The organism is Rhodococcus opacus (assembly GCF_012396235.1).
In the GTDB taxonomy this organism is placed as follows: domain Bacteria; phylum Actinomycetota; class Actinomycetes; order Mycobacteriales; family Mycobacteriaceae; genus Rhodococcus_F; species Rhodococcus_F opacus.
Window position 1 is genome coordinate 72,966 of sequence record NZ_JAAXPA010000001.1, and the last position, 25,222, is coordinate 98,187.

Genomic DNA, 25,222 nt, shown 5'->3' on the forward strand with positions numbered 1-25,222 from the left:
CATGCCGGCTCTGCGACAGGATTTGTCCTGTCACCGAGTCGGCGTGGTGCGCTGTGTCGCGTGGTCAGGATGCTCGGGGCCGGGCCCGGTTGTGCGCCGGCAGCGGCTTTCGTTCCCAGTCGACCTGCCGGGGTGGGATGAATGTGGGGTGCCGGTCGGCGCCCATCTCTATCTCCCAGTCGCTGTGGTGCAGCAGCCGGTGGTGGAATCCGCAGAGCAGGACCAGGTTGCCCATGTCGGACGGCCCGCCTGCGGACCAGTGGATGATGTGGTGACCTTCGCACCAGGACGGCGGCGCACCACACCCGGGGAACGCGCATCCTCGATCCCGCGCCACCAACGCTTTTCGCTGCCTCTTCGTGACTGTTCGGGTGGAGATGCCGAGGTCGAGTGGCGCTCCGTTGTCGTCGAGCACGATCGGCGTGTAGATCGAATCGCAGCTAAGAAGCCGGGCTGCCCTGAGACTCAGTGGCCCCATCCACTCGGTCCACGCCACCCCATCGACGGCGAAGAGCGAGTCGTCCGGCGAGGCGGCGGCGTCCTGCTGTGCTCGTGCACTGCAGTCGGTGTGGTCGGCGAGATCCTTGGCATTGACGTGGAGTGAGACGTGTGGCCGTTCGCCGCCTTCTTCGCCCGCGACCCCGGAGTCGAGATAGCGGCGCAGGGGTTCGGTGAACCCGTCGGCCCGCCGCTGCCCGGGAGTGCGGGGGTCCTTGGTTCCGTCCTGCGCGGGCCGCGGCTTGGACAGTCCGGAGAGCGCCGAGAGCAGCATTTCGCCGGTGACGCCATCCAGGTCGCCCTTGACGGCGACGCGTCCGTTGAGTGTCTTGGATGCGTGGAACTCGTTGAGGTCGGTGTCTTCACTGGGCAGCGGATCGTCGGACTCGAAGGCGCGTTCCAACCTGGCAATGACGGCGCGCACCGCATCCGTGTTTGCGGTGGGACCGGTTGCGGCGAACAGCAACGCATTTCGGCAGTCATCCAACGCTTCGAGCGGCATGCCCTTGGGTGGCCGTTCGCAGAACTTCATGATGAGCGCTGCGTGCTCCGCCGAAATGTTGGTGTCGAAGTACTCGTCCGCGATCTCCGGCTGGAGACGCAAACCTCGGCCCAACAGCACGATTCGCCCCGCCGCGCCCACCTCGAGCAACGTCTTGGAAGCCAGCCACATCTTGGCGTTCGGAAACCCCAGCACATCGACCTTGCAGCGGTGGTCGACGGCCCCGACGAGCTTGACGCGCAAGGCTTCGAGTCGCTGAATCTCCTCCGAGATACGAACGACCGAATCGAGCAACTCCGCCTCGGCCAGACGCCACGCATCACCGACCGCGGTCGCCAGAATCTCGTCCGACAACGCCCCCTGGATATCTCCCCCGAGCCCCATGTTCGGATCTTACTTCGAACGTTTGTTCGAGTCAATGGTTTCGTGACGGCCGCGACCTTCGGGTAACCCCACCGAAGAAGTCCCGGAACGACATACGAAGTACGCGAACGGGTGGCACGCTTGACGGTGTGACGACCCAGGACCCGGCGACCGAACCCCACCGCAGTCGCTTGCGCCGTCTGCGTGCCGCGTGGCGGAGGAAGCTCGATCCGAGTGAGCAGTCGGCGGTGGTGTCGTGGGGCGCGTTCACGCTGACGTTCGCGGGGGTGCGGGCGTTGACGCACTGGATCAGGCGCGGGCACGGACCGGCCGGCGGTGGGTTGAGTCTCGACGGCCGTCATTTCCACCATTACAACCTCGGCATCGCGGCGCTGGCCGGGGTCGGGGCGGTGGCGGTACGCGGCTCCGAGAAGCAACGCCACCATCCAACGGTGCCGATCTCATACGGCGTCGGCACCGCGCTCATCGTCGACGAGTTGGCGTTGCTGCTGGACTTGCAAGACGTCTACTGGGCGAAGGAGGGGCGGACCAGCGTCGACGCCGCGGTGATCATCATCGGGCTCGGCGGACTGATGACCGCAGGTTTCGAATTCTGGCCCGCAGCCCAACGCGCGCTCACGGAGCCGACGTAGGCGGAAGCGCACCGGGCAACCGGGCCGTCCCCCACGGCTCGATGTCGTAAACGGGGATGCAGTCCAGGCCTCGGGCGCGCACGCGCTGCACGACCGCCGCATCCGCCGACGCACCGGTCCCGTCGGCGACGGCCTCGGTGACGATCGCGCACAGCACGTCACCCTGGAGTTCGCGTACGGGTTTCAGCCCCTGCTCCACCGTCCAGTGCCGCACGGCCCAGTGCGTCACCTCGGTGACGGTGGACGGGTTGCCGATGAACAACACACTCCGCGTGACATTCCGCCCGCCCGCGGCAGCCGATGACTGCACCTGAATCTCCGCCTCGGTGCACCACTCGGACGCCACCTCGGCCAACGTGGTGCTCGCAATCGTCGACATCTACCTCGTCCTGTTCCTGCGTCCGACTCGCATGAGAGTCATCCTGTCGCGAATCGGGCGCGGCGACTGTCCCCCGATCGGGCCTTGAATCGGATGATTCGGATGTCCCCCGATCGGGCCACAGCGCCTGGGGTGCGGGGGGCCCGCAGAAGAAGGCGACGGCGGACGAGCCGCACGAGTCGATCGGCGCGGAACTCGCCGGAATCGCCGGCGAAGCCGGATTCGGCCCGAGCGAACTCGTCCACGACCATCCGTCGACGGCGCCGGCAACCTCCCACGGACACTGAAACCGTTACGCTGAAAACCATGCCGACGGACCGCGGACTCAAGTTCATGAACGCCGCCCACCGCGCCCTGCTGCGCATTACCGGCGGGCGGGTGGGGCGGAGTTTCGGCAAGATGCCGGCGGTGGAGTTGACCACCGTCGGCCGCAAGACCGGGAAGGTGCACAGCGTCATGCTGACCGTTCCGGTGCGGGAAGGTGACACCCTGGTCGTGGTGGCGTCACGTGGTGGCGACGACCGCAACCCCGCGTGGTTCCTGAACCTGCAGGCCAACCCGGTGGTCCAACTGTCGCTGCAGGGAAACCCCGCGCAGTCCATGCGCGCCCACGTGGCAACCCCCGAGGAGCGGGCCCGTCTGTGGCCGAAGGTGACCGCCGCCTACAAGGGGTACGCCGGCTACCAGAAGAAGACGGACCGCGAGATCCCTCTGGTTCTGCTCGACCCCACGACCTGACGCCGGTCACCGCCGGCAGAACACGGTTCGGTTGCAGTCCGGCGCAGCGAGCCGGTTCCACCCTTAACCTCGACCTCACCCTTATAGATTTGCGAATTCCGGGCGGGCGAGGTTGGGAGTGACGTGGACACTGACGATGCTGCGCTGCACAAGTCCGGCACCCGGCACCTGCCGCGGCGCGGGTGGATCGTAACGGCGCTGACGATCCTCGTCTTCATGGGTGCGCCCGCCCCGTCGGCGACGGCCGAAGCGATCGTGCAACCGGTGGCCGCCGACCCGAGCGTCGTCCGCGCGTCCGACGGCATGTTCTACATGTACACGACCGCCGACGACTGGGGCGACGGCCAGGGCATGCACAACATGTCGATCTTCAAGTCCGCCGACCTCATGGACTGGATGTACCTCGGCGACGTCTTCCCCGACCGGCCCGCGTGGCATCCCGACGGCAAGCTCGCGTGGGCACCGAACGTGCTCGAATCCGACGGCCAGTACAGCCTGTACTACTCGCTCTACGACGAGTCGAACCCGTGCATCGGTCTCGCCACCGCCGACCGGCCCACCGGACCGTGGACCGACCTCGGCCGCCCCGTGTTCTGCGCCCACGACGTCGGCGTCGGCGGCACCATCGACCCGTTCGTGTGGGACGACGGCACGACGAAGACGATGTTCGTCGGCAACTTCCAGGGCGTCCACGCCATCCCGCTCAGCCCGGACGGGACCGCGGCGGCCGGCGAACCCGTCCGGGTCGCGGACGAGCGCTTCGAGGGCCCGTACGTCGAATTCCACGACGGCTACTACTACCTGTTCCTCTCCGCCGGCAACTGCTGCAACGGCGCCGACACGGCCTACCGGGTCCTCGTCGGCCGGTCGGAGTCGCTGACAGGGCCGTACCTCGACCGGAAGGGTCAGGACCTGAACGACGGCGGCGGGGCCCTCATCCTCGCCGGCAGCGAACCGTGGGCCGGACCGGGCCACAACACGGTGGTCTCCGACGACGCGGGCTCGGATTGGATCGTGTACCACGCCATTCCGCGCGACAACCGGGATCTGCCCAGCGGAGCCCGCCGGCGCGAAGGGATGATCGACCGGATCGTGTGGGCGAACGGCTGGCCCGAGGTCGGTGACGGATCGCCCGCATCGACGGGGCCGGCGAACCCCGACACGGATCTGCCGGTGCGGGTCACTTTGCGCGCCGATTCCGACACCACGCTGCCTGCGGGCGGCGGGACCGTCGACACCACCATGCTCGTCGAGGCCCCCGACGATCGTCCCTACGCGGGGCAGGTATGGGTCAGCGCCGTGTCACCCGACAACCGGACCAGCGATCCGTTCTTCGGGCCGATCGACGTCGACCTGCAACCCGGCGAGGTGCTCGAGGAGGCCATCGCCTACACGGTCCCGGGAGATGCGGTCGCCGGCACCTACTACGCCTACGCGTTCGCGGGCACCTACCCCGACGAGACCGTCGAGTTCGGCACCGTTCACGCCGTGAAGTCCGGCGACGAGGCCAGGATCAGCCCGGTCCGCTCGGTGTCGCTGCACCTCGGCACGGTCGCGCGCTGACGAGTCCAGCCGGCAGGAGACAACCGATTCGGTTTCCGATTCCTACTTCTACAACTGAATCCGCAACATTTCTCGCCTATTGCTATTGAAATAGTGGTAGGCGTAGGTCAGGATGGGAGCCACGGTGACGTGCCTCACACGTCACCTTTCGGTCATTCCACCAACAAAGGTGCTCCATGCTGCAGACAGTGTTCGAGAAGAATCAACCGAACGCGAAGGTCGTCGACCATGCGCTCCGGCGCACCCGGTTGGCACCGTTCTGGATCGAGGACGTCGCCGACACACCCACCTACCCGGCCGCCTCGGCCGACGCCGCGTACGACCTGGTCGTCGTCGGCGGCGGATACACCGGACTCTGGAGTGCTCTGCTCGCGAAACAGCGCCACCCCGAACTGTCCGTCGCGCTCGTGGAGGGCGAGACCATCGGTTGGGCCGCATCCGGTCGTAACGGCGGGTTCGTCGAAGCCAGCCTGACCCACGGCAGCGAGAACGGACGACGACGCTGGCCGGGGGAGATCGACGCCCTCGAAGCACTCGGGCTCGAGAACCTCGACGCCATCGAGAAGACCGTGCACACTCTGGGGTTGGACTGCGATTTCGAACGGAACGGCGCGATCTCGGTCGCGATCGCCGATTACCAGGCGAAGGACGTGTTCGACACGCCGCCGAGCGCTACCACCACGGTGCTCGACGGGCCCGCGATGCGGGCGCAGGTGAACTCGCCCACGTATCTGGCCGGTGTGTGGGACAAGCAGTCCACCGCGCTGGTGCATCCGGCCAAGCTCGCCACCGAACTCGGCCGGGCCTGCGCGGAGCACGGTGTCGAGATGTTCGAGCACACCAAGGTTCTCGATCTCGTCCGCTCCCGATCATCGTCCCGGGTCGGCGTTCGGACGGCGTCCGCGACCCTGTCGGCCGGACGAGTGATCCTGGCAACCAATGCTTTTCCGTCCCTGCTGAAGCGGTACCGGCTGCACACGGTTCCGGTGTACGACTACGTGCTCATGACCGAACCGCTGTCCGACGCACAGCTCGCGGAGGTCGGATGGTCCGCGCGACAGGGCGTCGCCGACATGTCCAACCAATTCCACTACTACCGGCTCACCCGCGACAACCGAATCCTCTGGGGCGGATACGACGCGATCTACCACTTCGGGCGGGGAATGCACCACGACCTCGAAGACCGCCCCGAATCCCACGCGAGGCTCGCGAGCCACTTCTTCACGACGTTTCCTCAGCTCGAGGGCCTCGAGTTCACCCACAAGTGGGGCGGCGTCATCGATACGTCGACACGCTTCTGCTCGTTCTTCGGTTCCGCGGCGAAGGGGCGGATCGCGTACGCGGCCGGCTTCACCGGTCTCGGTGTCGGCGCCTCCCGCTTCGCGGCGAACGTCATGCTCGACAAGGTGTCCGGCGAGACGACGGCGTTGACGGAATTGGACTTGGTGAAGTCCATGCCCCTCCCCTTCCCGCCCGAACCGTTGGCGGCGGCCGGTATCAACGCCACCCGATGGTCCCTCGATCGCGCCGATCACACGGAGGGCCGACGGAATCTCTTCCTCAAGGCTCTCGACGCGGTGGGATTGGGATTCGACTCGTGAGCGACCCCGCGACCGGGGTCGTCGCCTGGGAATCCGGACCGCTTACCGATGCTCGAACCACCGATCTCGAGTACCACCGCCTGCCCGAGGAGCAGGTGATCGGCGACAGCGTGCCGAAGGTCGGCGAACGAGTGCTCGGCGACTTCGCCGGTGTCACCGTCGGCGTGTGGGAGATCGAGCCCAGCACCTCGTGCGACGTCGAGATCGACGAGGTGTTCGTGGTGCTCAGCGGCGACGCGACCGTGCAGTTCGACGACGACACCCCCGATCTCGAGCTCGGTCCCGGAAGTGTCGTCCACGTGCGGTCCGGGCAGAAGACCCGCTGGATCGTGCGTGACACGCTGCGGAAGATCTTCATCGCCGCGCCGGCAACGTAACCGCGAAAACCACTACACCCCTGTACTACACCTGCACGGGCACGTCTGCCCCCACCCGCACACCTCGAGGGAGACTTGATGAGCATTGCCGAACCGCCACCCTTGAAGACCCAGCCCTCGAAGACCCAGAACCCGCTCGACTCCGCGAAGGGCCTCAACAGCGGCGCACTGGGATTGATCGGCAACACGGTGATCGGGCTGTCGTCGGTCGCGCCCGCCTACAGCCTCGCCGCGACGCTGGGCTACGTCGTTCTGGCCGTCGGCGACAAGGCACCGTCGATGTTCCTCGTCGCGTTCATCCCCATGTTGCTCACGGCGTTCGCCTACCGCGAGCTCAATCGGGACACCCCGGACTGCGGCACCTCGTTCACCTGGGGCACCAAGGCGTTCGGACCGTGGATCGGCTGGATGGCGGGATGGGGACTCGCCGTGTCCGCGATCATCGTCCTCGCCAACACCGCGGAGATCGCGGCGATCTACCTGTTCGAGGTTCTCGGGTTGCACGCGGCAGCCGAGTCGCTCGCCGCGAAGGTTCTGCTGGGGTGCTTCTTCATCGCGGCCATGACGTACGTCAGCTTTCGCGGCATCCTCATCAGCGAACGGCTGCAGAATGTCCTGATCGCCGTGCAGTTCACCGTCCTCATCGGGGTCAGCGTCATCGCACTGTCGAAGGTGTTCGGCGGCACCGCCGGCCCGCAGGCGATCACCCCGAAACTCGACTGGATCATTCCCACCGGCGTCTCGATGTCCAGTGCCGCACAGGCCATCATCCTGTGCATCTTCATCTACTGGGGGTGGGATGCCTGCCTGGCGGTCGGTGAGGAAACAAAGGATTCCGAGCGGACTCCCGGCCGCGCCGCGGTCTTGACCACGGTCATTCTCGTCGCCACGTACGTCCTGGTCGGATACGCGGTCCAGTCGTTCGCCGGGTTCGGGGACACCGGCATCGGCCTGAACAATCCCGAAAACGTCGACGACGTGCTGACCACCCTGGGCGGGCCGGTCGCCGGACCGGTGGCAGCGTCGTTACTGCTGCTGACGGTCTCGATCTCCGCGCTCTCCTCGACCCAGACCACCATCCTGCCGACGGCCCGCGGAACATTGTCGATGGCGGTCTACGAAGCACTGCCGCGAAAATTCTCCACCGTGCACCCCCGATACATGACCCCCGGCTTCGGAACCCTGGTCATGGGAGCGTCGGCGCTCCTGTTCTACCTGGTCCTGTCGTTCGCGAGCGCCAACGCCCTGCAGGATTCGGTGGCGTCGCTCGGACTCGCGGTCGCCTTCTACTACGGCATCACCGCCTACGCGTGTGTCTGGTACTTCCGTCGGACACTCCTCGACTCGGCACGTAACCTGTTCATGCGCGGCATCTTCCCGCTGCTCGGCGCCCTCTGCATGACGTGGGCCTTCGTTCAGAGCGCCGTCGACATGCTGCGTCCCGACTACGGATTCACCGCGTTCGGCCCGTTCGGGGGCGTGTTCGTTCTCGGCGTCGGAATGCTGGTGGTCGGAATCCCTCTGATGTTGCTGTGTTTCGCGACCGGCTCCCGGGACTTCTTCCGCGGACGCACCCTCACCGCCGACACGGAAGTGAAGGTACCCGAGTCGTGAGTGCCGACGTCACCGGGAAGAGGCGATAGTTCCGAAATGTCCGAGCCGATTGTCTTCGACACCACGAGCAAGGGAGGATTCGACCATGTCTGAGCAGCCTGCCTCTCTCGATCCCGTGTCCAAGCAGATCATCGAGCAACTTCAGGAGGATGGACGGCGGTCATACTCGGCCATCGGCAAGGTCGTCGGATTGTCGGAAGCGGCTGTACGCCAACGCGTGCAGAAGCTGATCGACACCGGCGTCACGCAGATCGTCGCGGTCACCGACCCCGTTCAAGTGGGATTCTCACGTCAGGCCATGGTCGGAATCCGCTGCTCCGGGGACGTCACCGACATCGCCGCCCGGCTCGCCGACGTCGACGCCATCGACTACGTCGTGTTGACAGCAGGCGCCTACGACATTCTGGCCGAGATCGTGTGCGAGAACGACGACCACCTCCTGACCGTGCTCAACAAAGAAATTCGCACTATTCCCGGTGTGCTCGGCACCGAGACGATGGTGTACCTGAAACTTGTCAAACAGCAATATGATTGGGGAACCCGATGACCACGGTTACCAACACTTCACCCACCACGGCGCACCTCGAAGCAGCAGCCCGCCGCCACCTGTGGGGGCATTTCTCCCGGCACGGGGAGAACATCACCCCGCCGATCATCACCCGCGGTGAGGGCGCCCGGATATGGGACGCCGCCGGCAAGAGCTACCTCGACGGGCTGTCCGGGTTGTTCGTCGTCCAGGCCGGGCACGGCCGCCTAGAGCTCGCCGAGGCCGCCGCCAAGCAGGCCGAACAGCTCGCGTTCTTCCCGCTCTGGTCCTACGCCACCCCACCGGCGATCGAACTCGCCGAACGCCTCGCCGGCTACGCCCCCGGCGACCTGAACCGGGTCTTCTTCACCACCGGCGGCGGCGAGGCCGTCGAAAGCGCCTGGAAACTGGCCAAGCAGTACTTCAAAAAGGTCGGCAAACCCGGCAAGCACAAGGTGATCTCCCGCTCCATCGCCTACCACGGCACCCCGCAGGGCGCCCTCGCCATCACCGGCATCCCCGCCCTGAAGGCCCCGTTCGAACCGCTCACCCCCGGCGCGTTCCGGGTCCCCAACACCAACATCTACCGGGCCCCCGAACCGCTCGGCTCGGACCCGAAGGCGTTCGGGATCTGGGCCGCCGACCGGATCGCCGAGGCCATCGAATTCGAGGGCCCGGACACCGTCGCCGCCGTCTTCCTCGAACCGGTGCAGAACGCCGGCGGCTGCTTCCCACCCCCGCCCGGCTACTTCGAGCGGGTCCGGCAGATCTGCGACGAGTACGACGTGCTGCTGGTCTCGGACGAGGTGATCTGCGCGTTCGGCCGGATCGGGTCGATGTTCGCGTGCGACGACTTCGGGTACGTCCCCGACATCATCACCTGCGCCAAGGGGATGACCTCCGGATACTCGCCGATCGGGGCGATGATCGCCTCGGACCGGTTGTTCGAACCGTTCGCCGACGGGACGTCGATGTTCGCGCACGGCTACACCTTCGGCGGGCACCCCGTCTCGGCGGCGGTGGCGCTGGCGAACCTGGACATCTTCGAACGCGAGGGCCTCAACGCCCACGTCGCCGAGCAGGCGCCGGCGTTCAGGGCCACCCTCGACAAGCTCACCGACCTGCCGATGGTCGGGGACGTGCGCGGCGAGGGCTTCTTCTACGGCATCGAACTGGTCAAGGACAAGACCACCAAGGAGTCGTTCACCGACGACGAAGCCGAACGGATCCTGCACGGGTTCCTCTCCACCGCCCTGTTCGACGCCGGCCTGTACTGCCGGGCCGACGACCGCGGCGACCCGGTCATCCAACTCGCCCCACCCCTGATCTGCGGACAGACCGAATTCGACGAAATCGAAAACATCCTCCGCAGCGTCCTCACCGAAGCCTGGACCCTGCTGTGAACCACCAGGACCTTCCCGGGCTGTACGTCGGCGGCCGCTACCGGGACGGCCGGGCGGCCGAGCGGTACGAGGTGCTCAATCCGGCCACGGGCGAGGTGATCTCCTCCCGCACCGAAGCATCGGTGGACGACGTCGACGACGCGGTCGCCACCGCGAAGACCGCCTACGCGGAATGGTCGGCGACGAGCCCGGGTGAGCGTTCCGCCGTCCTGACTCGATGGGCCGCCGAGCTCACGGAGATGTCCGACGACATCGCACGCACCGAAACCCGGCAGACGGGCAAACCGATCAAACTGTCGACCGAGTTCGACGTTCCCGGGTCGATCGACAACGTGTCGTTCTTCGCCGGCGCGGCCCGCAATCTGGAGGGAAAGGCGTCGGGCGAGTACTCCCCCGACCACACGTCCACCATCCGCCGTGAATCCGTCGGGGTGATCGGCTCGATCGCGCCGTGGAACTATCCGCTGCAGATGGCCGCGTGGAAGGTCCTGCCCGCGGTCGCCGCGGGCAACACCATCGTGCTCAAACCGGCGGAGATCACCCCCCTCACGTCACTGCTGTTCGCGGAGGCCGCGTCCCGAGCCGGAATGCCGGACGGCGTCGTCAACGTGATCACCGGCCGCGGCGTGACGACCGGGTCGTCTCTGGTGTCGCATCGGGACGTGAGCATGGTGAGTTTCACCGGATCGACGCCCGTGGGACGGCAGATCGCGGCCGCCGCGGCAGGCAAGCGACTCCATCTGGAACTGGGTGGGAAGGCACCCTTCGTGGTGTTCGACGACGCCGATCTCGAGGCGGCGATCAACGGAGCCGTCGCCGGTGCCCTCATCAACTCGGGCCAGGACTGCACCGCGGCCACCCGCGCCTACGTGCAGCGTCCGCTGTACGACGACTTCGTCGCCGGGGTGGCCTCACTCATGGACACCGTCCGCCTGGGCGACCCGTCCGATCCCGGGACCGACATGGGGCCGTTGGTGTCGCGGCGACAGCAGCAGCACGTCGCCGGGTTCATCGATCGCGCCCGCGACACCGGGGCGAAGATCGTCCGCGGCGGATCCGTCCCCGGGGGCGACCTCGCATCCGGCTTCTACTACGAGCCGACGCTCGTCGTGGGTGCCGAGCAGTCGAGTGAGATCGTGCAGCGGGAGATCTTCGGCCCGGTTCTCGTCGTCCTGCCGTTCGAAAACGATACGGACGGAATCGCGCTCGCCAACGACACCGACTTCGGACTGGCGGCGTCCGCGTGGACACGGGACCTGTACCGGGCTCAAACCGCCTCCCGCGACATCGCCGCGGGCTGTGTGTGGATCAACGACCACATCCCGATCATCAGCGAGATGCCCCACGGCGGGTGCAAGGCCTCCGGTTACGGCAAGGACATGTCGACGTACTCGCTCGACGAATACACCCACGTCAAGCACGTCATGTCCGACATCACCGGAACCGCCAGGAAGGACTGGCACCGGACGGTGTTCGGCGACCGAGGATAAGCCCGATCGCCGGGACGGCAGCGCGTGTGCCGTCCCGGCGACCGTGGCAGTTCTGCCAAGTCCCGCCCCGCGCGCGACTACGCTGACGAACAGGCGCGTTCGCTTCGGCTGAAAGGCAGAGACGATGCATGTGACTCCGTTCGCCTGGATTGTGACGATCGTCGTGATCATCGCTCTGCTCGCGTTCGACTACTTCTTCCACGTCCGCCACGCGCACATCCCGACGCTGAGGGAAGCGGCGATCTGGTCGTCGATCTACGTCGGACTCGCGTTGCTCTTCGGTGTCGCGGTCCTGATCTTCGGTGGCGTCGACATGGGCTCGGAGTACTTCGCGGGCTACGTCACGGAGAAGGCGCTGTCCGTCGACAACCTCTTCGTCTTCCTCATCATCATGTCCAGCTTCCGGGTCCCGCGCGAAGACCAGCAGAAGGTCCTGCTGTTCGGCATCGTGTTCTCGATCTTCGCCCGGACCGCGTTCATCTTCCTCGGTGCCGCGCTGATCAACTCGTTCGCGTGGGTGTTCTACTTCTTCGGCCTGATCCTGCTGATCACCGCCGGCAACATGCTGCGACCCGAGACCGAGGATTCGCATTCGGCCGACAACTTCATCATCCGGATCGCGAAGAAGTTCATGCACACCACCGAGCACTACGACGGCGACAAACTCTTCACCATCGAGAACGGCAAGCGGGCGATGACGCCGATGCTGCTGGTGATGGTTGCGATCGGCGGCACCGACATCCTGTTCGCGCTCGACTCCATTCCCGCGATCTTCGGCCTCACCCAGAACGTCTTCGTCGTCTTCACGGCCACCGTGTTCTCGCTGATGGGTCTGCGGCAGCTGTACTTCCTGCTCGACGGACTCCTCGACCGCCTCATCTACCTGTCGTTCGGATTGTCCGCGATCCTCGCGTTCATCGGGGTCAAGCTGATCCTGCATGCGCTGCACGAGAACAACCTGCCGTTCGTCAACGACGGCGAACCGGTGAACGTCATCGAGATCAGCACGTTCGCGTCGCTGGCCGTCATCATCGGCATCCTCGTCATCACCGTGATCGCGTCGCTCACCAGCAAGCGGGGCCGGGCACAATCCGCCATCGCCGGTGCCCGGCGGCACGCGATCAACTACCTCGACCTCGACTACACCGCCGACCTGGCAGAGCGCGAACGCATGTATGACAAGTTGCTCAAAGAGGAGGAACAGCTCAAGAAGCTCGACCCGAAGTTCAAGAAGATGGTCCGCGAAGAAACCGCACTCATGGACCTCATCAAGCGCGCCCACCAGGAGCACGACGCGTTTCTCAAACAGAATTAGACGAACAACGAAGCGCCCACCGAATCGGCGGGCGCTCCTGTGACTCGTGCCCCATCCCCATGAAGGCACGCGCCGCGACTACCTCCTCCTCATCCGCATTCCGCCGTCCGCCATGCCCATCGCGGTGATACCGAGACCCAGCAGACAGACGACGATGCCGCAGATCACGTTCGACCAGATCATTCCCGCCGTGGTGGTAACTCCGACGACCAGCCACGGGCTGACGATCATCCACAGACCCAGCAGCGGCGCGACGAACGCCATGCCGTGTGTGCGTGAGTAGGCCGACGTGAAACCGACGGCGAGCAGTGCCACCGCAACACCCGACAACAGATTGCACATCGCCAGGCCCGACTGGCTCGCGAACCCGACAATCCACGGCGACGCCGCCATGTAGAGGCCCGCCATGAACATCAGACCCTCGGTGACCTGCGTCATCGGCTGTTCCGAGACTCGGTCGTAGCGAGCCCGCAACTCGGCGATATCAGGGTGTCTCTCGATCGACATACCTGGTGTCGTCATCACCCACCTCCTTGAAAAAGAGAACCAATCCCTACCGAAGGGGGTGCCCCGAACTTGGCAGGGCAAACCAGCGATAACCAAGTAATTTTTGCGAGTTTGTGCTACCGACCAGTCCCCACAGACCGCGGCGCCCTTGGGCAAGCGTCCAGGGGCGGGCATACTCGAATTGTGTGGTGGATTGCCTGGGTCGCGCTCGTGTGGGTAGCACTGTCGGTGCCGCTCGCGATCCTCATCGGGAGAGCGATACGGCAGAAAGACCTGCGCGAACTGCCCGCCAGGGAAGACGCGACAAGAAAGAACGACCCGCCCGACCGAACGGTTGCGTGACCGCGCCCCAGCGCGCGCAGTCCTGGCGCAGCTTGGAAGGATAGCGGGATGGCGCTGCCCTTCTATCCACTCGTGTTCATGAACCTGTTGTTTGCGGCGACCACACTGTGCCTTGCACGCCCCTCCCGCCTGTCCGCCGCAGCCACCGTCGCTGCCGCCGTTCTGTGGCTGTTCGGCAACGGACCGCTCGAGGGTCAAGTCCTCTGGGAGTTCGACGCCACGCACGGCCTCACGGTGTCCGACCTGCTGTCCGTTGCGGCCGTCGCCATCGCCGCGTGGACGTTCGCGACTACCGAGGACCGACCGTGGGCTCGGCGAACCGGGCGACGCCGCCGAACGCCGTTCCGAATTCGGTACTGAGCGGGCTCAGCGTCTCGAGGACGCCCCGACCACCCTCAACACCGCAGCTGACGTCATATGCCAATGCGTACTGTCGACGATCCGGTTTCGGACAGCGCCCGCCACGTAGGGCTCCCAGCTCGCTGCCGCCGCCGATCCCGTCGGATCGTCCCGTCCGGCAGTGAAGAACGCGACATCACCGCGAAAGACACCCGGGGTGTGGTGATCGAGCAGCGCGCAGTTGTGTGCGGCACCCTCGATCAGCCTGTGGAGTTGGTCGCGGCTGAGAACGGCCGTGGGGCCGCCCGTCGCAGCCAGTAGGTCCACCGCCGATTCGGGTGTCATGTCCGCAACGGCCGCAGGCACGTCCGCATCGACGCCGATTCCCGAGAGCAGGTCGCTCACACTCACCGGCATCTCCGTGTCCCTCGGGTCCGGTTGATGCGCGTAACTGTCGAGCATCACGACGGTCGCCACCTCGTGACCCGCAGCTTGCAGTTGCACTGCGACTGCATGCGCGAGGACGCCGCCGAGCGACCAGCCCAGAAGTTCGTACGGACCGCGAGGCTGGATCCGGCGGATCTCCCCCACGTACCTCGCCGCGAAATCGTCGATCGATGCCGGCAGCGGGTCCTCGCCGTTGATCGCCGGCGACTGGAGGCCGTAAATCGGCCGATCGGGATCGATCCTGGACGTCAAACCCGTGTAGCACCAGGCGAGACCCACGATCGGGTGGAAGCAGAACAGTGGGCGCCCCTCCCCCGCGGTCCTGATGGGGAAGACCACGTCGAGCGCCCCGTCACGTTGTCGATCGGCCGAACTCAGCCGTTCCGCTATCGAACTCGGGGTCGGATCCGTCATCACCATCTGCAGTGGAACCACAACGCCGATGGACGCCTCGAGGGCACTCACCACGCGCACCGCCATCAGGGAGTTTCCGCCCAGCTCGAAGAAATTGTCGTCCGCACCCACCGTCTCGAGACCGAGCAGCTCCGCGAAGGCGATTGCCACCGCAACCTCGATGTCCGTCACCGGGGCGCGGAACGGCCGTGGTTCGAACCGCGGCTTCGGAAGTGCACGCCTGTCGAGCTTCCCCGCCGACCCCAGGGGCAGTTCGTCCAGGATCATGATCTGCGACGGCACCATGTACGCGGGTAACCGTTCTCGCGCAGACGCCGCCAATTCACGAGTGTCGATCCGCTGACCCTGTTCGGCCACGACGTAACCGACGAGGTGGTCACCGCCACGCTCGTCCGAGACCAGCGCCACGGCGGCCTGGGACACCCGCACCGCCGCCTCCAGCACCGACTCGATCTCCCGCAGTTCGATGCGCAAGCCGCGCAGCTTGACCTGGAGGTCCGTTCGGCCCAGGTACACCAGCTGACCGGTTCGGGTCCACTTCACGAGATCGCCTGTGCGGTACAGGCGTTCTCCCCGCCGACCGAAGGGATCGGCCACGAATCGTTCCGCAGTGAGCTCGCTCCGTCCCACATACCCGCGGGCCAATTGGTCGCCGCCGAGATAGAGCTCGCCGGCTACACCCACCGGAACCGGATTCAGCCGTGCGTCCAGCACGTACGCCTGGGTGTTCCACACCGGCGCACCGATCGGCACTCGCGCATCCACGGATTCGCCCAGCCTGAACGCTGTCGCGCTGATCGCCGCCTCGGTGGGACCATACGTATTGTGGAACGCGCCCGGACGGAGTGCGATCACGTCCTCCGCGAGTTCGGACGACACCTCCTCGCCGCCCACATGAAGGTGTCGTAGCGAGGACAGGGTCTCCCCCTCACCCATTGCGAGGAACGCGGCCAGTACCGACGGCACGAAATGCATCATGGTGATCCGCTGCTCGCGGATGACTGCCGCCAGATAGTCGAGGTCGCGATGCCCGCCGGGCCGCGTGACCACCAGTTGGGCTCCCACACTCAGGGGCAGGAAGATCTCCCACACCGAGACATCGAACGTGTACGGAGCCTTGAGCACTCCGCGGTCGTCGGCGGTGACCTCGTACCCCTCGGCGAGCCAGCGCAGCTGATTCACGATCGCGGCGTGGCTGACGGCCACGCCCTTGGGTCGTCCCGTCGATCCCGACGTGAACAGCACATAGGCCGTGTTCTGCGGCCGCAGCGGGCCCACCCGCTCGGCGTCGCAGATCGGCCGCGAACTGAACCCGGACAGATCGACGGTGTCGATGTCGACGTGCGCGATACCGGCGGGCAAGGACGCGCGGGTCCACGAAGTGGTCAACACCAGTTCCGCCGCCGCGGAGCCCAGCACGTCCTCGACACGCTCTGCCGGGTGGTCGGGGTCGAGAGGCACGTACCCACCGCCGGCCCGGAGGACCGCGCACATTCCGACGATCATGTCCGGTGAGCGCTCGAACGCAAGCGCGACAAGGGATTCCGGTCCTACCCCGCGCTCGAGGAGCAGCCTCGCCAGGCGGTTGACACGCGCGTTCAGCTCGCCGTATGTCAACGAATCGCCCTCGAAGACGACGGCAACGGCATCGGCGGTGTCGGCCACCTGAGCATCGAGAAGATCGACCAGCGTCGATGCGCGCAGCTCCACGTCCGTCGAATTCCACGTATTCAGCATCTGGACCGTCTCGTCGTCCGTCAGCAAGGACAGATCGCGGACCTGATGACCCGGTTGCGTTGCGAAGGCCTCGGCGACGCGCACCACACCCCGGACGAACCGATCCGCCGTTTCCGAATCGAACAGCTCGGTGGAGTACGTGAGCGTCCCGGCGACACCGGCAGGGTCACCGTTCTCGTCGTAACTGTCCGAGAGCGAGAAGTCGAGGTCGAACTTGGTGACATGCGCGTCGATCTCGAGCGGCGCAATGGTCAGTCCCGGCAGTTCCAGCTTCGCCTCGGCCTGATTCTGAAACGCGAGCATGACCTGAAACAGCGACGAATACGATTGCGAACGAACCGGGTTCAGAATCTCGACCAGCCGCTCGAACGGAACCTCCGCGTGGGCCATCGCCCCGAGATCGGTCTCCCGGACCTGGTCCAGCACGTCGAGGAGGGAGGCGTCGGGATCCACCGCGGTACGCAGCACCAGCGTGTTGACGAACATTCCGACCACGTCGTCGAGCACCCGCTCACCGCGGCCCGCGACCGGAGTGCCGATCACGATGTCCGAGGTGCCCGTCACGCGCGCCAGCAACACCGCCAGAGCAGCATGCATCACCATGAACAGGGTCGTATTGTGTTGTTGTGCAACATCGCCGAGACGTCGATGCGTGTCGGCCCCGATGGTCACGGGCACCACGGCACCCCGATGGGTGCGTGCCGCGGGTCGGGGGCGATCGGTCGGTAGCTCGAGGAACTCGGGAATACCCGCGAGTGTGCGCGTCCAGTAGGCGAACTGCTTCGCGGCCGGCGACTCCGGATCACCTTCATCGCCCAGCACCTCGCGCTGCCACAGCGCGAAATCGGCATACTGAACCGCGAGCGGTGTCCACCCGGGACGGTCGCCCCTCGCCCGCGCCAGGTACGCCGCCGCCACATCCCGCGCCAGCGGTGCCATGGAGAAGCCGTCCGCACTGATGTGGTGGACCACCACGACCAGGATCAGTTCGTTGTCGCTCACCCGCAGGAGCCGCCCACGGATCGGGACCGATGCCGAGACGTCGAATCCCCGTGCGACGACCGAGAGTACGTGGGCGTCCACGGCATCTGCTGTCACGACTGTCGGCGACAAATCCAATTCCACAGTTTCAGCGGGCACCACGATCTGCACCGGCTCGCCGTCGTGTTCGGGGAACACCGTCCGGAGAGATTCGTGCCGTTCCAGCACGTCGCGCACCGCCTGTTGCAGTGCGGGCACGTTCAGGTCTCCGGTCAACCGCACGGCCAGGGGGATGTTGTAGGCCGGGGAAGCGGGGTCGAAGCGGCTCAGGAACCACATCCGCTGCTGCGCCGGCGACAGGGGAACACGTTCCGGTCGAGGCCGCCGCGACAGGACCGGCCGGTTACCCGTGCCCAGCACCGAAGACACCTGCTCGGCCAGTGCCTCCACCGTCGACGCCTCGAACAGCATCCGGACCGGCACGTGCGCATTCAACGCCTCCCCCAATCGGGCGGCCGCCTGCGTCGCGATCAGCGAGTTACCGCCCAGTGCGAAGAATTCGTCGTCGAGCCCGACCTGCTCCAGTGCGAGCACCTCGGCGAAGACGGCGACGACCGCCTCCTGCACCGCCGACACCGGTGCCCGGAAGACCCTCGACTCGAGTACCGGCGCCGGCAACGCCTTCACGTCGATCTTGCCCGACGGGTTGAGAGGAAACGCGTCGAGCACCACGACCGCGGCAGGCACCAGGTACGACGGCAACATGTCTTCGAGTCTCTTGCGCAACAACTCCACATCGAGAGAACCGCGGGGCACGACATACGACACCAACGCGTCGGCGCCGGCCGCGTTGGGCCGGGCCACCGTGATCGCACCGTCGACGTCGGCGACCCGGGTGATCACCGCGTCGACCTCCCCCGGTTCGATGCGGACGCCACGAATCTTCACCTGCCGGTCCACTCGCGCGATGAACTGCAGATTGTCGTCGGCACGGCGATGCACGAGGTCGCCGGTCCGGTACATCCGAGTACCGCCCGCACCCGCGACGAAACGCACCGAGGTTCGCCCCGGATCACCGACGTACCCGCGAGCCAGTCCGGACCCGGATAGATACAGCTCGCCGATCGCACCAACGGGAACCGGGCGCAATCGGTCGTCGAGCACCCGACCGGTGGCGCCGGGAATCGGTCCGCCGATGGTCACGTGGTCGTCGACCGCGGCGAGGGTGGCGACGACGGTCGACTCCGTCGGCCCGTACGCATTGAGCATTCGCCGGCCGTCGCTCCATGCCGCGGCGAGGTCGGGATGCAGAGCCTCACCGCCGACCGCGACGACTTCGATGTGCTCGAGCCCGTCCGTGTTCAAGGACGCCAGCACCGCCGGCGTCGACAGATAATGGCTCACCTGATGCTCGACGAGCACACGATGCAAATCCGGTCCCGCATACACCTCGGCGGGGGCGACCACCAGGCAGGCACCTGAACCGAACGCGAGCAGCGCCTCGAGGAGCGCGGCGTCGAAGGTGGGGTTGTAGGCGTGGAGCACCCGTGAGGCCGACGTGACCCGGTACCGACGCACCGCTTCCTCGGTCAGCGAGGACACACCGCGGTGCGGCACCATCACCCCCTTGGGCGTGCCAGTGGAACCCGACGTGTAGATGACGTACGCCACCTCGTCCGGATGCACCGGAACATGCACCGGAGCAACATCTTTCAGACAGTCACCCGCGGTGACCGGCAGCCACGCGATCCGCGAACCGCCCACCGACATCGCCCCGACCCCGACACACACGTCGGCCTCGGTCAGCACCCGTTCCAGACGCTCCGCCGGATGTGTCGGATCCACCGGGACGAAGGCCGCACCGGTCTTGGTGATGGCCCACAGCGCAATCATGAAATCCACCGACCGCGGCAGGGCGAGCGCGATCACGCGGCCCGGACGGGCACCTGCGTCGATCAGGACACGCGCCAGCGAATCGGACCGCGCATCGAGGTCACGGTAGGTGAGAGTCACGGCACCGTCGGAGAGCGCCTGTGCATTCGGGAAGGCGCGGGCAGTGCCGGTCAGAATCCCGGAAAGGGTTCTCGGTTCCGACGGTTCGCCGCCGTCGAGGACTGCGCCGGCAGCGAGGCCGATGCTGCCGACGTCGATCTCGGGGCGGTCGGTGACGACGGCCAGCACGTCCACGAACAACTCGGCCAGCGATCGAACGGTCGCGGTGTCGAACAGCGACGGCGTATAGGTGACGACACCGTCCACTCCCACCGGATCGTGATCCGACCAGCGCTCCGAGTACGTGAACGCCAGATCGAACGGCGTCGGCGTGGTGCGCTTCTCCGAGGTCGGCGCGAGCACGAGCGACACCTGCGGTCGCTCGCCGCCGAGCAGGTCGGCGAGCGCCTCGAACGGCACGTCCGCGTCCTGGAAAGCCGCGACATCGAAGCTCCGGACCTGCTCGAGGACCTCGAGAAACGACATGGAGGGGGTGACGCGGGCCCGCAACGCCACCGTCTTGGCTCGATCTCCCGCCAGCCCGGCATTGCCACCGATGACGATGTCGCGGTGAACACCGATGCGTGCGAGCAGGATCGCGAGAGTCGCCCGTAAGACCGTGAACAGCGTCACGCCCTGTTCGCGCGCCAACCGCAGGGCGGCCTCGTGGCGATCGGAGCCGATCGCGAACTCGTGCACGCAGTCCGAGCGGGAGGCAGCTCCCCCGACTCTCCGGTCGGTCGGCACCGGCGACGACGAACCGACGCCGCGCAACGCCCACTGCCACCGTGCGAGGCTGCTGTCTCCGGATGTCCTCGGTAGCCGCTCCAGTTGCCCGTCGAGATACCGCCCTCGGTCCCCGGTTCGGTACATCCGTACTCCCCCGGCTCCCTCCGTGCTCTCGGGCACGAACGGGTCGGCCACGAACCTTTCGGCAGTACCCCGGGGCCGACGGTGAAACCCTCGGGCAACCTGCTGCCCTCCCACATACAGTTCCCCGACCGTGCCGGGCGGGACGGGCCGCAACGCCCGGTCCAGCACATAGATGCGGGACCCGGCATCCAGGTAGGTGGGTTCTGCAGGCTCGCGCTCTGTTCGGTCGTGCCCCACCGTCCCGCCGTCGACGAGCGGCCCCCAGATATCCGCCACCACACCGGCGCAGTCGTTGCCCGACCGTGCCAGCACATTCGCGTGGGTCACTGCGACCGGTTCCGAGCCCACGGGGCAGAGCACATAGGCAACGCGGTCCGGATGAATCGGTTCCGACTCCCACGCCGTGACGTCGTTGTCGCCGGCGCTGTTCATCTCGACGTCGTCGAGCAGCACGGTCGGGTATCCGCCGTGAGGAATCGCTCCGGCGTCGGCCCGACTGAGGAGCAGCAGTGTCGGCACCACGTCGGCCAGCATGTACCGGATGCGTTCGGTGGGATGGTCGGGGCTCAGCGGGAGGCAGGTCGCGCCTGCCCGCATGACGGCAATATGCGCAACCACCCGGTCGGCCGGGTTCGACAGTCCGACAGCGACAATGCTCGAATCTTCGATTCCGGACGCCGTCAGCGCCCGCGCCAAACGGTCGGAGCGACGGTCGACCTCGGCATAGGAGAGCACCTCCCCACCGCAGCTGACGGCGACGGCGCCCGGGCGGTCGGCAACTCGCTGCAGGAATACCTCGGACAACGACGTGTCGTGGTCCGCCGATTCCGTCATCCCTCCGACGGCTCTGGCGCGCTCGTCCGGCGTCAGCAGGTCGATCGAGCTCAGCGCAACACCGGGGTTCTCGGCCACCACCACGAAGAGCCGGTGCAGCCGCCGCGTCCAGCGCTCCACCGTCTCCCGCTCGAAACGATGTTCCGCGTAACGAAATACGCCCTCGACCCCGCCGTCGTCACCGCCGACCCGATCACGCAGCGACACCACCAGGTCCAGACCGTCGAACTCCCGCTCCGTCTCCGCTTCCACCGACAGCATCACCTGGAAGAGCGGGTGCCGTCCCGGCGAAAGCTCTTGCCCGACAGCATCGACCACGCGCGCGAACGGAACCGCGCCGTGTGCGCGTGCGGCCTGCTCGACGCGATGGGTTTCGACCAGGAACTTCTCGAACGTCAGACGTGGATCCGGCCTGCTGCGCAGCACCAGGGGCTCGGAATCGTGGTCGTCCCCGCCGTCGGGGCAGTCCGACAGGACCGCTCCGATGGCGAGGTCGTCCTCACCGCTCACGACGGACAACAACACCGCCACGGCCGCGTGAACGACCGTGAAGAGCGAGACCTCGTGCCGGGCCGCCAGGTGGTGCACATCCCGACTCAGGGCGGGATCCAGGGCGAACGGAACCACACCGGTGAGCGCCCCGGAGTTCACCGAGACCTCGTGGTCCATCGGCAACGGCAAGGAACTCAGCATACCCCTGAGCTGCCTTGTCCAGTAGCGCAATTCGCGTTCGTACGGCGCAGGAATCGGCAACGCGGAACGATCGACCTTGCCGCTCGGGGTGAGCGGCACCGCATCGAGAACTGTGACCGTGGAGGGCACCATATACGCCGGCAGCCGCTCGGCCACACCGGCGAAAACGTCGTCGGGATCCAGGCCGGCGCCGTGAACGTAACCGTCCACCACCAACTCGCCGTTCCGGTCGTGTGCCACGGCGATGGCGGTGTCGACACCCGGATGCCGACCGAGGACCGCGGTGATCTCGCCCAGTTCGACCCGGAATCCGCGGATCTTCACCTGATCGTCGGCCCGGTCCACGAATTCCAACTCGTGGTCCTCAGTCCACCGGACGAGATCGCCCGTCCGATACATGCGTCGCAGATCGGTCGCGAACGGATTGGCGACGAAACGAGTCGCGCTCGCACCCGGCCGCTCCAGGTATCCGCGGCCCACCCCCGGACCGGACAGGTACAACTCGCCCACCACTCCGGCCGGCACCGGCTGCAGGAACCGGTCCAACACCACGGCCGACACACCTTCGATCGGTCGCCCGATCGTGGTGCGGGAACCAGGGACCAGCGCTTCGGTGGCCGTGGCCCACACGGTGACTTCCGTCGGCCCGTACAGGTTCAACACGGTGCGGCCCACGCCCCAGCGCGCCACCAGTTCCGGCGGGCAGACCTCACCGGCGGCGGCGAGTACCTCCAGGTCGGCCAATCCAGCCGGATCCATCTGCGCCGGGACCGCCGGTGTCGTGGTCCAGTGGGTGATCCGCTCACGCCGCAGCAGGTCGGCGAGCGCCTTCCCCCCGCGCACCGGCGGCGGCGCGATCACCAGCGTCGCACCCGCTGTGACTGCGACCAGCAACTCGTGAATCGAGGCGTCATAGGAGGGCGACGCGCACATCAGCACCCGCGAGCGGGAATCTGCCGCGTAGAGACGACGCAGTGCGGCGGCGTGATTCGCAAGTCCCCGATGGGGCATGGTGATACCGCGTGGCGCCCCGACCGAGCCGGACGTGTAGATGACATAGGCCGCGTTGTCCAGCCTGATCGGGTGTGCCAGTTCCGCATCGGCTATAGGCGCGCCGTTTCCCGGCGCATCGGCGACATCCACCCACTCGACACCAGGAGGCACCACCTCCGGTTCCGTTGCGACAGCGATGGTGACGCCTGATTCGTCGATCATGTGCGCGATGCGTTCGGCCGGATAGTCCGGGTCCACCGGAACGAATGCCGCACCGCAACGCGCAACGGCCCACACCGCGACCACCTGTTCGATCGAGCGGGGCAGCATCAACGCAACGCGGTTTCCGACGCCTACGCCCTGCGCAAGCAGTCTGCGCGCGAGCCGATTCGATCGCTCGTGCAGAGCGCGGTAGGTCATCTCGACATCGCCACAGCGGACGGCAACCGTGTCGGAATCCGCTGTCTTGTCGAACATGTCCGGAAGGGTGAGCGGAGATACCGAGGGGGGACCGGTGAGAGGCACAAGCGTCTCGAGTTCGTCGTCGGTGAGCAATGGCAGGCTGCCGACCGCTGCCTCGGCATCCGCGCCGACGAATCCGCCCAGATACTCCAGAAATCTCTCGTGGTGTCCCGCAAGTTCGTCTCGTTCGTACACCGCCGGGTTGCCCTCGAAGTCCACGCGGACGTTCTGGCCAGCGGCACCCGGATAGATCGCCACCGCGAGGTCGTCGACCGGGCCGGCGGTGAGAACATTCAGTTCACCGAGTACCTCACCCCACCACGTCTCGGTGTGGAACATCATGATGTTGACCATCGGCCCGAAGCCGCGGCCGACGCGGGAGGTCGACCGCATGTCGTGGAGGATGTCTTCGTACCGGAAACGTTGATGTCGCAGCGCACCGGTCAGTTCCAGCTGGACACGGCGCACCAGGTCGTGTGTAGTCCCGTGCGCATCCACCGCGATCCGGAGCGGAACGATGTTGGCCACACTGCCACCCGAACGGCGCGCGCCCGCGGTGGTGCGGGCTGACACCGGGAGACTCAGCACGACATCCGAATTGCCCGTCATCCGTGCGAGAAATGCGGCGAACGCCGCGACCACGATCGGTACCTCGAACGAATTCCAGTCTCGAGCGAGTGCTTCCAGCTCGTCGACGACAGCGGGATCCATCACCTTGCCGGCGAGCAACGACACTGCCGACGGGGCGCTCTGCCGGTCGGTCAACCGGGAAGGCTCGGGCAGGTGCGCTGTGCGTTCGGCCCAGTACTCTCGGTCGATCTCGAACCGGCGGGACTGCGGGTACGCATCCTCGGCCTCATACAGTTCGCGTAGTGGCAGCGCCTTCGACGCGGGAGCCTCCGTGCGCGCGACTGCGTGCGTGTAGAGCTCGGCCACCCGATTCATCAGCACCATGGCGCCGTAGCCGTCGAGGATCAGGTGGTGCGCGAAGGTGGTGAGAAAGTAGTGGTCACGGCCGACGTGCAGCAGTGTCGCGGAAATCAGCCGGTCCCGATACACCGACATGGGGCGGCGCCGCCGCTCGTCCATCCACCGGTGCGCCTCGGCCACAGGATCTTCACGGGACCGTAGGTCGACGTAGGCGAGTTCGTCGTCGATCGTCTCGTCGGCCAACTGGTACGGCTCACCCGCGTAGTCGACGATCCGTACCCCGGGTGACTCGATGTCGAACGAGCCCTGCTCGGATGCCCACTTCAACGCCCCGACGTCCACAGGCCCACGGAGTTCGACGTACTGCGCGACGAGAATGGGGACGTTCGGTTCCAACTGCTGCGCAAACCACAGCCCCTTTTGGGCATGCGAGAGCGGGAAGGCACGTGAATCCACTTCACCTGCAGTCTTGCGCGGGAACCCCGAGCCCACTATCTGTCCCCCGATCTACAACTTGACGAACTGCCCGGACGGGGCCGTATACGTATGGGTGTTGCAGAGGAAATCGTTACGGTGACCCTACTCGCAGTCCCAACTCGTTCGCAGCGCTCGTCCGGCGGGTGCCCGTGCCACCACCGAACAGGAACATGCCTGCG

At 66.4% G+C, this 25,222-nt stretch carries 15 protein-coding genes; 11 read left to right on the forward strand and 4 right to left on the reverse strand.

Annotated elements, in window-relative coordinates:
* Positions 1-64: 64 nt before the first annotated feature.
* Positions 65-1,384 carry an HNH endonuclease signature motif containing protein gene (locus HGB39_RS00230; RefSeq protein ID WP_168442910.1) on the reverse strand — a complete coding sequence of 440 codons (1,320 nt, stop codon included), beginning with the start codon at positions 1,382-1,384 and terminating at the stop codon, positions 65-67.
* Positions 1,385-1,512: 128 nt separating this feature from the next.
* Here HGB39_RS00230 and HGB39_RS00235 point away from each other — a divergent pair, with 128 nt between their 5' ends.
* Positions 1,513-2,016 carry a hypothetical protein gene (locus HGB39_RS00235; protein WP_005264047.1) on the forward strand — a complete coding sequence of 168 codons (504 nt, stop codon included), beginning with the start codon at positions 1,513-1,515 and terminating at the stop codon, positions 2,014-2,016.
* On the opposite strand, the gene HGB39_RS00240 is transcribed toward HGB39_RS00235, so the two are convergent.
* Positions 2,000-2,395 carry a hypothetical protein gene (locus HGB39_RS00240; protein ID WP_005564402.1) on the reverse strand — a complete coding sequence of 132 codons (396 nt, stop codon included), beginning with the start codon at positions 2,393-2,395 and terminating at the stop codon, positions 2,000-2,002. The genes HGB39_RS00235 and HGB39_RS00240 overlap by 17 nt on opposite strands.
* 306 nt (positions 2,396-2,701) lie before the next feature.
* Between HGB39_RS00240 and HGB39_RS00245 the strand changes: the two genes are divergently transcribed.
* From HGB39_RS00245 to HGB39_RS00285, 9 genes are all read left to right on the forward strand, one after another.
* Positions 2,702-3,133 (forward strand): nitroreductase/quinone reductase family protein, encoded by a 432-nt coding sequence (locus tag HGB39_RS00245; protein WP_005264044.1) that lies wholly within the window; start codon positions 2,702-2,704, stop codon positions 3,131-3,133.
* Between the two features lie 123 nt (positions 3,134-3,256).
* Complete coding sequence (locus tag HGB39_RS00250) at positions 3,257-4,696, forward strand: family 43 glycosylhydrolase (protein WP_005564399.1); 1,440 nt, start codon at positions 3,257-3,259, stop codon at positions 4,694-4,696.
* 176 nt (positions 4,697-4,872) lie between these two features.
* Entirely contained in the window at positions 4,873-6,297 is a 1,425-nt protein-coding gene (locus tag HGB39_RS00255) for an NAD(P)/FAD-dependent oxidoreductase (RefSeq protein WP_005264042.1), read from the forward strand.
* Positions 6,294-6,674, forward strand: coding sequence for a cupin domain-containing protein (locus tag HGB39_RS00260; RefSeq protein WP_005564397.1), 381 nt, complete (start codon positions 6,294-6,296; stop codon positions 6,672-6,674). The genes HGB39_RS00255 and HGB39_RS00260 overlap by 4 nt, the downstream gene beginning before the upstream one ends.
* Positions 6,675-6,752: 78 nt before the next feature.
* Positions 6,753-8,288, forward strand: a complete 1,536-nt coding sequence (locus tag HGB39_RS00265; RefSeq protein ID WP_081276576.1) for an APC family permease — start codon at positions 6,753-6,755, stop codon at positions 8,286-8,288.
* An 85-nt stretch (positions 8,289-8,373) separates the two neighbouring features.
* The gene (locus tag HGB39_RS00270; protein WP_005264039.1) at positions 8,374-8,835 is read left to right on the forward strand and encodes an Lrp/AsnC family transcriptional regulator; all 462 of its coding nucleotides are present in this window, start codon (positions 8,374-8,376) and stop codon (positions 8,833-8,835) included.
* Positions 8,832-10,217: an aspartate aminotransferase family protein gene (locus tag HGB39_RS00275; RefSeq protein ID WP_064080622.1), complete on the forward strand. Its 1,386-nt coding sequence runs from the start codon at positions 8,832-8,834 to the stop codon at positions 10,215-10,217. The genes HGB39_RS00270 and HGB39_RS00275 overlap by 4 nt, the downstream gene beginning before the upstream one ends.
* Complete coding sequence (locus HGB39_RS00280; protein ID WP_005563194.1) at positions 10,214-11,707, forward strand: gamma-aminobutyraldehyde dehydrogenase; 1,494 nt, start codon at positions 10,214-10,216, stop codon at positions 11,705-11,707. The genes HGB39_RS00275 and HGB39_RS00280 overlap by 4 nt, the downstream gene beginning before the upstream one ends.
* A 124-nt stretch (positions 11,708-11,831) precedes the next feature.
* Positions 11,832-13,022, forward strand: coding sequence for a TerC family protein (locus HGB39_RS00285; RefSeq protein WP_043788084.1), 1,191 nt, complete (start codon positions 11,832-11,834; stop codon positions 13,020-13,022).
* A gap of 78 nt (positions 13,023-13,100) precedes the next feature.
* On the opposite strand, the gene HGB39_RS00290 is transcribed toward HGB39_RS00285, so the two are convergent.
* Positions 13,101-13,544, reverse strand: a complete 444-nt coding sequence (locus tag HGB39_RS00290; RefSeq protein WP_011597573.1) for an SPW repeat protein — start codon at positions 13,542-13,544, stop codon at positions 13,101-13,103.
* Between the two features lie 375 nt (positions 13,545-13,919).
* On the opposite strand from HGB39_RS00290, the gene HGB39_RS00295 reads away from it, so the two are divergent.
* The gene (locus HGB39_RS00295) at positions 13,920-14,231 is read left to right on the forward strand and encodes a hypothetical protein (RefSeq protein WP_005563197.1); all 312 of its coding nucleotides are present in this window, start codon (positions 13,920-13,922) and stop codon (positions 14,229-14,231) included.
* Between the two features lie 6 nt (positions 14,232-14,237).
* Here HGB39_RS00295 and HGB39_RS00300 read toward each other — a convergent pair whose 3' ends face one another.
* Positions 14,238-25,022: a non-ribosomal peptide synthetase gene (locus HGB39_RS00300; protein ID WP_064080621.1), complete on the reverse strand. Its 10,785-nt coding sequence runs from the start codon at positions 25,020-25,022 to the stop codon at positions 14,238-14,240.
* Positions 25,023-25,222 lie beyond the last annotated feature (200 nt).